11 protein-coding genes are annotated in these 12,966 nt (G+C 58.0%); all 11 read left to right on the forward strand.

The features are described 5' to 3' along the window. Positions 1-1,575: sulfatase (locus ACKVY0_RS24080; RefSeq protein WP_409217409.1), on the forward strand; the 1,575-nt coding region annotated here is incomplete at its 5' end. Position 1,576: 1 nt separating this feature from the next. After that, a complete protein-coding gene (queD, locus tag ACKVY0_RS24085; RefSeq protein WP_409217410.1) occupies positions 1,577-1,942 on the forward strand; it encodes a 6-carboxytetrahydropterin synthase QueD in 366 nt (121 codons plus the stop codon). A 12-nt stretch (positions 1,943-1,954) separates the two neighbouring features. After that, positions 1,955-3,733, forward strand: coding sequence for a GMC family oxidoreductase (locus ACKVY0_RS24090; RefSeq protein WP_409217411.1), 1,779 nt, complete (start codon positions 1,955-1,957; stop codon positions 3,731-3,733). A 46-nt stretch (positions 3,734-3,779) separates the two neighbouring features. Further along, positions 3,780-4,355 (forward strand): Uma2 family endonuclease, encoded by a 576-nt coding sequence (locus ACKVY0_RS24095; RefSeq protein ID WP_409217412.1) that lies wholly within the window; start codon positions 3,780-3,782, stop codon positions 4,353-4,355. Positions 4,356-4,361: 6 nt separating this feature from the next. Beyond that, the gene (locus ACKVY0_RS24100) at positions 4,362-5,009 is read left to right on the forward strand and encodes a gluconate 2-dehydrogenase subunit 3 family protein (protein WP_409217413.1); all 648 of its coding nucleotides are present in this window, start codon (positions 4,362-4,364) and stop codon (positions 5,007-5,009) included. 151 nt (positions 5,010-5,160) lie between these two features. Further along, a complete protein-coding gene (locus tag ACKVY0_RS24105; protein WP_409217414.1) occupies positions 5,161-7,710 on the forward strand; it encodes a DNA gyrase subunit B in 2,550 nt (849 codons plus the stop codon). Between the two features lie 29 nt (positions 7,711-7,739). Continuing rightward, positions 7,740-8,099, forward strand: a complete 360-nt coding sequence (locus ACKVY0_RS24110) for a hypothetical protein (RefSeq protein ID WP_409217415.1) — start codon at positions 7,740-7,742, stop codon at positions 8,097-8,099. Positions 8,100-8,101: 2 nt separating this feature from the next. Continuing rightward, entirely contained in the window at positions 8,102-8,680 is a 579-nt protein-coding gene (locus ACKVY0_RS24115) for a DUF6036 family nucleotidyltransferase (RefSeq protein WP_409217416.1), read from the forward strand. 14 nt (positions 8,681-8,694) lie between these two features. Then, positions 8,695-9,204, forward strand: a complete 510-nt coding sequence (locus tag ACKVY0_RS24120; protein ID WP_409217417.1) for a cytochrome P460 family protein — start codon at positions 8,695-8,697, stop codon at positions 9,202-9,204. Positions 9,205-9,209: 5 nt separating this feature from the next. After that, on the forward strand, positions 9,210-10,289 hold the full coding sequence (locus ACKVY0_RS24125; RefSeq protein WP_409217418.1) for a YhcG family protein: 1,080 nt from the start codon (positions 9,210-9,212) through the stop codon (positions 10,287-10,289). A gap of 29 nt (positions 10,290-10,318) precedes the next feature. After that, a complete protein-coding gene (gyrA, locus tag ACKVY0_RS24130; RefSeq protein WP_409217419.1) occupies positions 10,319-12,964 on the forward strand; it encodes a DNA gyrase subunit A in 2,646 nt (881 codons plus the stop codon). Positions 12,965-12,966: the final 2 nt, after the last annotated feature.

The following is a 12,966-nucleotide window of genomic DNA, read 5'->3' on the forward strand; positions in this document are numbered from 1 at the left end:
GGCGGGCCGGAAGGCCGTCTCTCCGGCTGGCATGGTGGGCGGCGTGGCTTTGAACAGGATGCGGCCTGGGATCTGCGCTTTCCTAGTGAGGGCGCTCAGATTCCCGATCTTCCTGTTCACACCGGCCAGAACTTCAATGGTCTCAACATCTGGCACTGGGACTGGGGTGGCATTCAAGTTGAGGATGACAAGACTGACGACGGGCAGATCGCCTCCTTTGCCGCCGACTTCCTCGCGCAGAAGCAGAAGCGGCCGTTCTTCCTCGCCCTCGGTTTGTATCGCCCGCATTCGCCTTGGTACGTGCCGCAAAAGTACTTCGATGCGCTGCCGCTCGACTCGATCAAATTGCCGGAAGTGAAGGCGGACGATCTCGATGACGTGCCTGCCATCGCCAAGACACATCTCAAAGAGGGCTATCATCAGAAGATCGTCGAAAAGAACCTCTGGAAGGACGCCGTGCGTGCCTATCTCGCCAATGTGGCGTTTTGCGATGCGATGCTTGGCCGCATCCTCGAAGCGGTCGAAAAAGGTCCGAATGCGAAGAACACGATCATCGTCTTCACCTCCGATCACGGCTGGCATTTCGGCGAAAAACAGATGTGGCACAAAGGCAAGCTGTGGGAGGCCACCACACGCGTGCCGCTCACGATTTACGCCCCTGAATTGACCAAGCCGGACACGGCATCGTCACAGCCCGTGTCGCTTGTCGATTTGTATCCCACGCTCTGCGATCTCGTGAAGCTGTCAAAGCCCGAACACCTTGATGGCAGCAGTTTGAGGCCGCTGCTGCTCGATCCGACGGCGAAACGCGACAAACCCGCCGTCACCTGCATGGGCGGCGGTAAAAACGCCGGATACGCGGCCCGTGACGAGCGCTGGCGCTACATCCGTTACTCGGATGGCAGCGAGGAACTCTACGATCATCAAAGCGATCCCAACGAATGGACGAATCTCGCCACGAAGGCTGAACACGCGGCGGAAAAGTCCCGCTTGGCCGCCTTTTTTCCGCAGGAGTTCAAGAGTGCCGTGCGTTCGGCCTCAGAGGTCGTTGTCGCTGCCAGTCCCGCAGGTTCCGCCGACCTAGTGCTGAAGATCGGCGATGAGATCAGCGCATCTGAAGCGCCGAAACTGCAGGGCAGGGGAATCTTCATCAACGCCGCCTTTGAGTTCGATCCCACCATCGATCAGGACAGCACCTTGCTGACGCATGGCGATGCACAATCTGGCTATGCGCTGCACCTGGTCGCTACCAAGCCGACGCTCACGGTGTTTGCGAATGGCAAGGAGGTGACAATTGCCGGTGCGCCACTGGAGAAAAGCCGCGTCAACATTCGTGCGATGATTGATCTCGGCGGTGTCATCTCGATTGCCGTACCGGGGCACAGCGAGGTGCTCGGCGTGGCTCCGTTTGACCAAGGATTCCCTCAAGAACCCAAATCAGGCATCGCCGCCGGGCAAAGTTTCGGCATTCTAAAGACCGCCAAGTATCCCAACAGCACTCCGTTTGATGGCATCGTTCATCGTTTGAATCTCACCATCCTTCCGCCGCAAAATTTCATCGCCAAACCCAACTGACATGCGCGCACGCATCATCAAAGACTTTCGCTTCGAGGCCGCCCAGACGCTGCCGAATCTTCCCTCCGACCACAAATGCACGAAGATGCATGGTCACTCCTTCAAACTGGAGATCGCCATCGAGGGCGAGGTCGATCCGCACATCGGCTGGGTCTATGATCACGCGGAAATCTCCAAGGCGATGAAGCCGATCATGGATCGCTTCGATCATTCCTATCTCAACGAGATCGAAGGCCTTGAAAATCCCACCATTGAAAACATGGCCGCCTGGCTGTGGAAAAAACTCGCCTCGCAGCTTCCCGGTCTTTGTGAAATCATCATTCACGAGACTCCCAACGCTCGCTGCGTGTTTCGCGGCGAGTTTTGATCTTCAACGGCCATGCCAGTCCTTACCGAACGCAAAACGCAGCCGCAGTATGATGTGATCGTCGTTGGTTCCGGTGCTGGTGGTGGCATGGCGGCGATGATTCTCGCTTTAAACGGGGTGAAGGTGCTTATGATCGAGGCCGGTCGTAATTATGAGCCGGTGAAGGAGACGCCGATGTTCAACACGCCGGAGATGGCGCCGCTGCGTGGTGCTGCCACGCCGGATCGCCCTTTTGGCTTCTACGATTCGAACATCGGTGGCTGGCAGGTGCCTGGAGAGCCTTACACCAACAAGCAAGGCACGGAGGGCGACTTCTGGTGGTGGCGTGCGCGCATGCTCGGCGGACGCACGAATCATTGGGGCCGCATCTCGCTGCGCTTTGGCGAGTTCGACTTCAAACCGAAGTCGCGCGACGGTCTCGGCGTCGATTGGCCGATGAATTACGCCGACATCGCGCCGTGGTATGACCGCGTGGAGCAGTTGATCGGCGTCTATGGCGAGAACGATGGCATCGCCAACGCGCCCAATTCATCGCCAGGCGTGCTGTTACCGCCGCCGAAACCGCGTGTGGGCGAGTTGCTCGCGAAGAAGGCGGGCGGGAAGCTCGGCGTGCCGGTGGTTGCAGCACATCGCGCCGTGCTGAGCCAGCCGCTCGACTGGAAAAACCTGCCGAAGGTGCTGTTTCCGAACAATCCGAAGGCGCAGGAGATCTTGGGCAAGGACATGATGTCCCGCATGGCGTGTTTCTGGGCCACGCATTGTGTGCGCGGCTGTAGCATCCGTGCAAACTTTCAAAGCACGACGGTCCTGCTGCCGCCTGCGCTCGCCACGGGCAATCTCGACATCATCACGGATGCGATGGTGCGCGAAGTCATCGTCGATGACAGCGGCAAGGCCACGGGCGTGCATTACATCGACAAAATCACGCGGCGCGATGCCATTGCGAAAGCCCGCGTGGTCATTCTTGCCGCCAGCACCTGCGAAACCTCACGCATCCTGCTGAACTCGAAGGCACGCGACAAGGCCGGCCTTGCGAATTCCTCCGGGCAAGTTGGCCGGAACCTCATGGACAGCGTCGGCACGCGTCTCGGCGCGCACATTCCTGCCATGGAAGACCTGCCGCCGATGAATGAAGACGGTGCGGGCGGTCTGCACACCTACGTGCCGTGGTGGCTGGTGAATGATCACGCGAAGCTCGGCTTTGCCCGTGGCTATCACATCGAGATGGGTGGTGGCCGCCAGATGCCGGAGACGAAAAGCTTCGGCTATCTCGATGCCACTTCGCCCGGCGTGTATGGCCGCAAACTCAAGGAAGACGCCCGGCGTTACTATGGCGCGCAGTTCAGCTTTGCCGGACGTGGTGAGATGATTCCGAACAAAGACTGCTACAGCGAACTCGACCCTAATGTCGTCGATCAATGGGGCATTCCCGTGCTGCGTTTTCATTGGAAATGGAGCGATCACGAGATCAAGCAGGCCGAACACATGCAGCAGACCTTTGCCGCGATGCTCGAAGGCATGGGTGGCAAAGCCAAGCCACTCAGCGGCGCAGATGCGATCCAGAGACCCGGCGAGATCATCCACGAAGTGGGCACCGCTCGCATGGGCGACAGGGCCGCGGAAAGCGTCACGAATCAATACTGCCAGACTTGGGACGTGAAAAACCTCTTCCTCATGGATGGAGCCGTCATGCCCAGCAATCCCGACAAAAACCCGACTCTGACCATTCTCGCTCTCGCCTGGCGCTCCAGTGAATGGCTGATGGAGGAGATGAAGCGGGGGAACCTGTGAGTTTTGGCCGGTTGCATCCGCTACACCTGAAAACTATCATCCCAGTATGTCCGCAGCCCTCCAACTCGAGTCCCGGCCACCGAAGTGGACGGTGCAAGACTATCTCGCCGCCGAGCAGACCAGTGAGGTGCGCCACGAATTCGTCAGTGGCGATCTCTACGCCATGGCCGGAGCCAGCGAGGAGCACAACTTCATCAGTTTGAATATCGCCGCCGCTTTGCGCAATCATCTGCGCGGCAAGCCCTGCAAGGTTTTCATTCACGACATGAAGGTGCATGTCTTCGCGAACCTGACCTTGTTCTACTACCCCGACGTGATGGTCGTGTGCGATCCCGAAGACAAGGAGCGCCTCTACAAGACGCGGCCGCGCATTATCGTCGAAGTCGTCTCCAGCAGCACCGTCAATACTGACACCCGCGAAAAGTTCATCACCTTCATCCAACTGCCATCGTTGGAAGAATACGTCCTCGTCGAGCAGGACAGCATGACCGTCACAGTCCATCGTCGCAGCAAGGAATGGCTGCCCGATGTGCTCACCGGTGCTGACGCCGTGCTCGAACTCGCGTCCATCGGCTTCAGCCTGCCGCTGCGTGAGGTGTATGAAGGCGTTTTTCCCAAGTAACATTGCATGTCAGCCATCTCTCGTCGTCACGCCTTGAAAGGCATCTTGAGCGGTGCTGCGAGTGCGGCGGCCGTGCCAGCCATTGCCGCGCCGAATCACACCGAGCCTGCGCCGCCGGTGCATGCCTCGCGACTTGTCTTCCACGATCCCGATTTCACCCAGCCGGTGAGGTTTCCGTGGGAAAAGCTGCTCTCGGCCGAAGAACTCGCCACCACCACGGCTTTGGCCGATTTGATCCTGCCCAAGGACGAAACTTCGCCCGCTGCCTCTGAGGTCGGTGTTCCTGATTTCATCAACGAATGGATCAGTGCGGACTACCCGGAGCATCAGGAAGACCGCGAAATCATTCGTGGCGGCCTCGGCTGGCTGAGCACCGAGAGCTTCAAGCGTTTCGCCAAACGCTTCGAGGAGCTGGATAACACGCAGCAGTCCCAGATCGCCGATGACATCTGTGATTCGACCAAAGCCAAGCCCGAGCACCATGTTGGAGCCGTCTTTTTCAAGCGCTTCCGCCAGCTCTGCGTCGGTGGTTACTACAGCCACAGCCAGACCTGGAAAAGCCTCGGCTACATCGGCAATATCAGCGTCGGCGGCCCCTTTCCGGGCGTTCCGGCGGAGGTCATCGAGAAGCTCGGTTTGCAGGACGTGGTTTGAAAGGTTTTGGGGCTGAAAAAAGACTGCGTTTCGAGGTAAAATTTCCTTTGCCCGCCTGCCCATCTCGCTAGTCTGAACGGGTCATCATCGAGCACGTTTCCGGTAGCGGTTTCATGGACGGATTCAGTCGATGGTCAGCCCTTCAAATCCTATGTCCGAACAGTCTCCTGAGCAGAACGCTGCTTTCAATACCGGTGTGGCCGAAAACCAGGCTTACGGTGCCGATCAAATTCAAAAACTCGAAGGTCTCGAAGCCGTCCGTCTTCGGCCCGGCATGTACATCGGCGATCCCGATGAACGCGGCCTGCATCACTGTGTGTTTGAAGTCGTGGACAACTCCATCGACGAACATCTCGCCGGTAACTGCAAAAACGTCTGGATCACGATCCACCCCGACGGCTCCATCACCATTCAGGACGATGGCCGCGGCATTCCCGTGGAGATGCATCCGAAGGCGGGCATTCCCACGGTTGAGCTCGTGCTCACCAGCCTGCATGCAGGCGGCAAGTTCGGCGACGGCGCGTATGAATTCTCCGGCGGCCTCCACGGCGTCGGCGCCAAGTGTACCAATGCGCTGTCCGACTGGTTCAAGTGCGAGGTCTTCCGCAATGGTAAAATCTACGCCATCGGCTTCGAGCGCGGCAAAACGACGGAGCCGCTCACTGTCCTCGGTGATCTCGATGACCCCAAGGCCACCGGCACGAAAATTTCCTTCTTCCCCGATGCCACGATCTTCACGATCACGACGGCGTATGTGTTTGATCGACTGCTGGTCCGTCTGCGTGAACTCGCTTTCCTGAATCCCGGCATCCGCATCACGCTCACCGACGAACGTTGTGAGCCACAGCGCCAGGAAGTGCTCCTCTATGCGGAAGGCGTGAAGCAGTTCGTGCGCGAGATGGGCGCGGACAAGGACAAGATCCATCCTGAGCCGGTGGCGCTTGCTGGTCGTCGTGAAGTGCCCATCGACGACAAGAAGAAGTTCATCCTCGTCGATTGCGTGCTGCAATGGAACAAGGGCCTCAACGAGCAGACGCTCTGCTTTGCCAATGCCATCCCGAATCCCGACGGCGGCACACACTACAGCGGTCTCAAGACCGCGCTCACCAAGTCGGTGAAGCAGTACATCAACGCCAACCCCAAGGCCTTCAAAGACAAGCTGCCCGACATCGAAGGCGATGACTGCCGTGAAGGCATGATCTGCGTTTTGAGCGTCAAACTCACCAATCCGCGCTTCAACTCGCAGACGAAGGTCAAACTCGTGAACGGCGAAGTCGAAGGCGTCGTGAACTCTATCGTCTATGAAGGCCTGTTGCGCTTCTTTGACGAAAATCCCGATACAGCGATCGAGATCATCAAGAACATCATCATCGCTGCGAAATCACGCGAAGCTGCTCGCAAGGCGCGCGAAGCCATCCGCAAAGACGCGATGAGTAGCGGTGGCCTGCCCGGCAAACTGGCCGATTGCTCTGAGCGTGATCCGGCGAAGACCGAGCTGTTCATTGTCGAGGGTGACTCCGCCGGTGGCTCCGCCAAGATGGGCCGCAACCGCCACAACCAGGCGATTCTCCCGCTCCGAGGCAAACTCATCAACACCGAGAAGGCACGTCTTGAGAAGGTGCTTCAGAATAAGGAAGTGCAGACCATGATCACCGCCATCGGCACCGGCATCGGTGGCGACAGCGAGGTGGAAGGCTCCTTCAACATCGAGAAGCTTCGCTACCACAAGATCGTCATCATGACCGATGCCGACGTCGATGGCAGCCACATCCGCACCCTGCTGCTGACCTTCTTCTTCCGCCAGATGCCGGAACTCATGAAGGGCGGCCACATTTATGTCGCCCAGCCGCCGCTCTACCAAGTCACTCGCAAAAAACGCGAGGAATACGTGCAGAGTGATGCCGAAATGGACGCCATCCTGCTCGAACTCGGATCCGGCGAGATCAGCCTGCGCAACATCGCTGATGGCAGCAAGCTCGCCGCAGATCGGCTCAAGGCCATTCTCGATCTCCTCGTGCCTGTGGCCAAATTTGCCGACATCATCCGCCGCCACGGCGCCGACTTTGAGCATTACCTCCAGGCCCGCGATGAAGCCACCGGCAACCTCCCTCACCACCTCGTCGTCATCCGCGAAGGTAACGAAGTGAGCATTCAATACTTCGTCACCAACGAGCAGCTTGCGGCCTTTGCCCGCGACAACCACGATCTGCATCTCTTTGGCAGTCCCACCGCCGAAACCAGCGGCGTCGCCGCCCCCAAAGCCCACCGCCGCGCCCGCCTCATCGAAATCCATGAGGCGCATGGCATGAAGAAGCGCTTCCAGCAGCTCGACGAGCTGGGTTTGCACGTGGATCACTTCAGTAGCCAGGACAAGCCGCTCTTCGAAGTCATCGAAGGCGATGGCGAAAATGCCAAAGTCCATCCCGTCTTCAGCATTCCCGGCATCCTCGACAAAGTCATGGAAATCGGCAAACGCGGCATGGAGATCAAGCGCTTCAAAGGTCTGGGTGAAATGAACGCCAAGCAGCTTTTCGAGACCACTATGGACCCGAACAAGCGCACCCTGCTCCAGGTCAAGCTCGACGAAACCAACGCCCACGAAGCCGAACGCATGTTCACCATCCTCATGGGTGACGTGGTCGAGCCACGAAAGCACTTCATCGAAGAGAATGCCCTCAACGTCCGCAACCTCGACGTGTAAGCAGCGTCATGCCGTTTCCCGCATCCATCATGAATCTCGGAGCGCCGCGCAATGCGACGCCGGAAGTCATGGCGGCTTTGCGTGCCGAGAAGATGCGCTATGTCGAGGCTTTGAACCAAAAGAATCGCACTCGCTTCCTTCGCCTTGCGGACTACATCGAGCAACATCCCGAGTGTCTGGATCAAGCTCGCAGCCATGTGGAACGCTTTCTTGCCAGTCCCGGTCACATCCGTCTCCATTGGGCCTTGAACGAATGGCGTGAGGTGCTCGCTGAGTCATCGGCTGCCCAAATCGCTGCTTTGTTTCGCGAAGACACCGAGGCGCATCGCCATCTGCGTGAAACGTCGCCCTTTGCTGGCCCAGAGATCGCCAAACTTTCCATTGCCTGACTGTGGGAGACTCCATCGACAATCCTTTGGCACTAGACCGCCAACACTTCGCCACCGCCATCAAAAAGGCTGCGGAGGTCTATCAGTGTGATCATTTCATCGTCGTTGGTCGCGGCTCTCTTTCCGTTTCCATGCCAGATGCTCCCGACGTCATGCGCACCACGGGTGACATTGTTCTTTTTTCGACATTTGACCAAACGCGAGTCGATGCATGGGCTGCCGCTGATCCCAGTGTAGGCGCTGGTTCCGAGTTCTTCGATCAGCACGGCTTCTACATCCAACGAGTCGGCGAATGGACCTTGATGGATCAGCCTGAAGGCTGGCAAGACCGCGCCATCAAACTGAACCTCGAAGGGATCGACGTTCTCGTGCTTCACTCACTCGACCTCGCCTACAACAAGCTGGAGGCTGGACGTGATAAGGACATCGAGTTCATCGCCGAAGGTTTGCGCTGCGAGGTCTATCAACTCGACATCATCGAAGACTATATTCGCAAGGGCGCGAAGGAGGATTGTCGGCTCGACATGATGCTGACCAACCTGCAACGAGCCAGGAAACTGGCAGGAGGTGAACCGGCATGAGATCAAAAATATTCATGGCCATATTCATCCTTGTCGGGCTTGCGCTCGTGCATGCCGGTGAGAGCAAACGCATCGACGACGAAGAGATTGCGCTCCTTCTGAAATTCAAAACCGGCCTGACCAACACCACACCACAGCCTGTAAAATTGGCAGATCCCCAGGCCATATTATGCGGTTTGCCGCTCAATCGAGACATTCACGCCAATGCCTGGGCCAGATTCTTGGTGAGCACGAAAGCGCTCAAAGAGTGGCAGGCGCAAGCCAGGGACTATTCTCAAGGCGTCGTTCTCGCGAAGACCAAATACGCGGATGCTAAGGGTGAAACGACTTTGCTTCATACCGTGATGGTCAAGCGAGAGCCTGGCTACAATCCAGAAGGCGGAGACTGGGAATATGTCCTCACGGATACCAACGGGGGTGTTCAAGTCCGAGGCAAACTCACCTCCTGCATGGAGTGCCACAGCCGCTACAAGGACACGAACTGCGTCGCTCCTATAACGGCGCTCACTGAAACAACGAAGTAACACCCATGCCAAAGAGAACCCAACTCACTCAAGCCATCGAGCCTGCTGCGCAGAGCTTCGAGGGTTTGGTGCGTGAGCTGCGTTCATTCATCACCGAGAGCCGCAGGCAGATTGTGCGTGCGGTGGATGTGGCGCAGGTGCGGACTTGTTGGGGCGTGGGGCGATACATCGTGGAGTTTGAGCAGGGTGGAGCTGCGCGGGCCGAGTTTGGCACGAAGTTACTAGCGAAACTGTCAGAAGTGCTGACTCAGGACTTCGGGAAGGGGTTCGATGCTTCCAATTTGCGTTACATGCGACTGTTCTACCAGGCATTCCCAATTTGTGACGCACTGCGTCACGAATTGAGCTGGACCCATTACCGCACCCTGCTCCGGGTCGAAAATGCGGATGCTCGCGAATGGTACGTTAACGAAGCTATCACGCAAAACTGGAGTTCGCGTGCGCTGGATCGTCAGATCTGCCGTCTCTACTACGAGCGGCTACTTTCCAGCAAAGACAAGGCCGCAGTGAAGGCAGAGGCGGATGAGAAGATCGCGGAGTTGCCGCCATCACCGCGTGATTTTGTGCGTGATCCGGTGCTGTTGGAGTTTCTTGGACTACCGGAGACCGGACGCTTGTTGGAGACAAATTTGGAGCAGGGCCTCATTGACCACTTGCAAGCTTTCCTCTTGGAGTTGGGCAAGGGTTTTGCCTTCATCGGCCGTCAGGTGCGCATCAGCACTGAAACGAAGGACTTCTACATTGACCTCGTTTTCTACAACTACCTGCTGAAGTGCTTCGTCATCTTCGATCTGAAACCGCGTGAGCTTACACATGAGGACATTGGCCAGATGGACATGTATGTGCGCATGTATGATGAACTCCAGCGCGGTCCAGGTGACAATCCCACCGTCGGCATCATCCTCTGCGCGGCCAGGGATGCCTCCATCGCACGTTACTCCGTGCTGAATGGCAGTGAGCAAATGTTTGCCTCGCGCTACAGGCTGGTGCTGCCGACCGAAGACGAACTGCGCATCGAACTCATTCGCGAGCAGCGCTTGCTCGAAGAACGGATGCCCGCATCCGCATCGAAGCTGCCCGGCTGATTTTACGCTGAAAATTTTATCCATTCCCCATGCAAGACCCCAACATCCGCCCCATCTCTGTCGCTGAAGAAGTGAAGAACTCCTTCCTCGACTACTCGATGTCCGTCATCATCGCCCGTGCGCTGCCGGATGTTCGCGATGGTTTGAAGCCCTCCCAGCGCCGCATCCTTTACGCGATGCATGAGCTGTCGCTCTATCCGCCGAAGAAGCACATGAAGTGCGCGAAGATCTGCGGTGACACCTCCGGTAACTACCATCCGCATGGTGAAGCGGTCATTTACCCGACGCTGGTTCACATGGGCCAGCCCTGGGCCATTCGTGAGCCGTTGATCGACCCGCAGGGGAACTTCGGTTCCGTCGAAGGCGATCCTCCGGCAGCCATGCGTTACACGGAAGCCCGCATGACGCATCTCGGCGGCACTTTGATGTCGGACATGGAGAAGGAGACGGTCGATTTCGTTCCCAACTACGATGAGCGTCTCACCGAGCCGACCGTGTTTCCGGCGGCGTTTCCGAATCTCATCGTCAATGGCGGCACCGGCATCGCCGTCGGCATGGCGACGAATATGCCACCGCACAACCTCGGCGAAGTCGTCGATGCGGTGTGTGCGCAGATCGACAATCCGCAGATCACTTGCGGCGAGCTGCAAGCCTTCATCAAAGGCCCCGATTTCCCGACGGGCTGCGTCATCCTCGGCACTAACGGCATCCGTGAATACATGGAAACCGGTCACGGCAGCGTGCGCATCCGTGGACAGGCTGAGATTGCCGAGAACGGCAACCGCGAGCAGATCATCATCACCGAGATTCCGTTCAATGTGAACCGCGCCGAGCTGGTGAAGCGCATCGCCGAACTCGCGAACGAGAAGATCATCACGGAAATCAGCGGCGTGCGCGATGAGTCCGACGAAAACACCCGCGTCGTCATCGATCTCAAGCGCGATGCACGCGGTCAGGTGGTGCTGAACAATCTTTACAAGCACACTGCGTTGGAATCGAGCTTCTCGATCCACATGCTCGCCATCGACGGCGGCAAGCCGCGTGTGTTGAGCATGAAGGACGCCATCGCGTGCTACATCGAGCATCGCCGTGAGGTCATCATCCGCCGCACACGTTTCTTGCTCAAGCAGGCCGAGATCAAAGCCGAAAAACTCGAAGCCCAGCTCCTCGCACTCGGTCATCTCGATGATTTCATCAAGATCATCCGCGACAGCAAAAACCGCGACGAAGCGCGCGAGCGCCTCAAGGCCTACAACTTCGCCGTCAGCACCGCCGAGCAGCTCGGCATCATGATCCGCGCTCAGGCCAGCATTGTTGGTGACAAGTACATCTTCACGGACAAGCAGGTCGAAGACATCCTTGAACTCCGCCTCTACCAGCTCGTCGGACTCGAACGCGACAAGATCAAAGCCGATTACGATGATGTGCTCGTCAGCATTCGCGACTTCATGGACATCCTCGCTCGTGAATCCCGCGTGCTACAGATCATCAAGGATGAATTGATGGCCATCCGCCTCAAGCATGCCGGCCCGCGTCTCACGCGCATCGAGGCCGCCGAAGGCGAGATCGAGAATGTTGACCTCATACCGAACGACCCGACCGTGGTGACCATGACGCACATGGGCAGCATCAAGCGCACCTCCACCGCCGAATACCGGGTGCAAAATCGCGGCGGCAAAGGTCTCAAAGGCATGGAGGCCCGCGAAGCGCAGGGCGAGGAGGAGGCCACCGACTTCGTCGAGCATCTGTTCAGCGCGCATCTGCACGACTTCCTGCTCTTCTTCACCAACACGGGCCGCATGTATGTGGAGCGGGTGTATCAGATCCCCGAAGCCGCACGCACCGGCAAAGGCCGCAGCATCAAAAATATGCTCAATCTACGTGCTGAAGAGAAAATCGCGGCAGTGTTGATTCTAGTGGCCCAAGGCCCCGAAGACGAGGCCATGTGGGCGGCGGACAAGTATGTGCTCTTTGCCACCAAGGATGGCACCGTGAAGAAAACCGCCCTCGAAGAGTTCAAGAACTACCGCAAGGACGGCATCATCGCCATCAAGCTCGATGAAGGCAACGACCTCGTCGATTGCGTGCTCACCGACGGCAACAAAGAGATCTGCCTCATCACCCATGAAGGCATGTGCGCCCGCTTCCATGAAACCGGCAGCGATCCCGAATCCCCGAATCTGCGTCCGATTGGCCGTGCCACCGCCGGTGTGCGTGGCATCACGCTCGATGACGGCGACTTCCTCGTCGCCTGCCTCACCAATGAGCTGGGCGCGAAGCTGCTGGTTGTTTCCGAACGCGGTCAGGGCAAGCGCACCGAGTTCGACGAATACCGTCTGCTCACCAATCGTGGCGGGAAGGGGGTCATCACGATGAAAGTGACCGACAAAACTGGCAAAGTTGTCGCCGCCAAGGCCGTCCACGACAAGGATGAGCTCATGCTGATGACCACCAAGGGCCAGAGTGTGCGCATTCGCATCGACTCCATCAGCGAACAAGGCCGAAACGCTCAAGGGGTGCGCCTCATGAACCTCAGCGAAGGTGAAAGTATCCAGGACGTCGCCACCGTGGTCGCCGATGATGTTGTGCCGGTCGTTGAAGCTGGCGAAGTGGCCGCGTCTGTGGTGGAACCTACCTTGGAGACCGAATCGGAAGGCATGCCTGCGACGGAGTAAGC

It is taken from the genome of Prosthecobacter sp., assembly GCF_046154365.1.
In the GTDB taxonomy this organism is placed as follows: Bacteria; Verrucomicrobiota; Verrucomicrobiia; order Verrucomicrobiales; family Verrucomicrobiaceae; genus Prosthecobacter.

Coding starts and splice junctions, on each gene's coding strand:
- queD (WP_409217410.1), top strand. CDS start 1,577: ATGCGCGCACGCATCATCAAAGACTTTCGCTTCGAGGCCGCCCAGACG.
- ACKVY0_RS24090 (WP_409217411.1), top strand. CDS start 1,955: ATGCCAGTCCTTACCGAACGCAAAACGCAGCCGCAGTATGATGTGATC.
- ACKVY0_RS24095 (WP_409217412.1), top strand. CDS start 3,780: ATGTCCGCAGCCCTCCAACTCGAGTCCCGGCCACCGAAGTGGACGGTG.
- ACKVY0_RS24100 (WP_409217413.1), top strand. CDS start 4,362: ATGTCAGCCATCTCTCGTCGTCACGCCTTGAAAGGCATCTTGAGCGGT.
- ACKVY0_RS24105 (WP_409217414.1), top strand. CDS start 5,161: ATGTCCGAACAGTCTCCTGAGCAGAACGCTGCTTTCAATACCGGTGTG.
- ACKVY0_RS24110 (WP_409217415.1), top strand. CDS start 7,740: ATGAATCTCGGAGCGCCGCGCAATGCGACGCCGGAAGTCATGGCGGCT.
- ACKVY0_RS24120 (WP_409217417.1), top strand. CDS start 8,695: ATGGCCATATTCATCCTTGTCGGGCTTGCGCTCGTGCATGCCGGTGAG.
- ACKVY0_RS24125 (WP_409217418.1), top strand. CDS start 9,210: ATGCCAAAGAGAACCCAACTCACTCAAGCCATCGAGCCTGCTGCGCAG.
- gyrA (WP_409217419.1), top strand. CDS start 10,319: ATGCAAGACCCCAACATCCGCCCCATCTCTGTCGCTGAAGAAGTGAAG.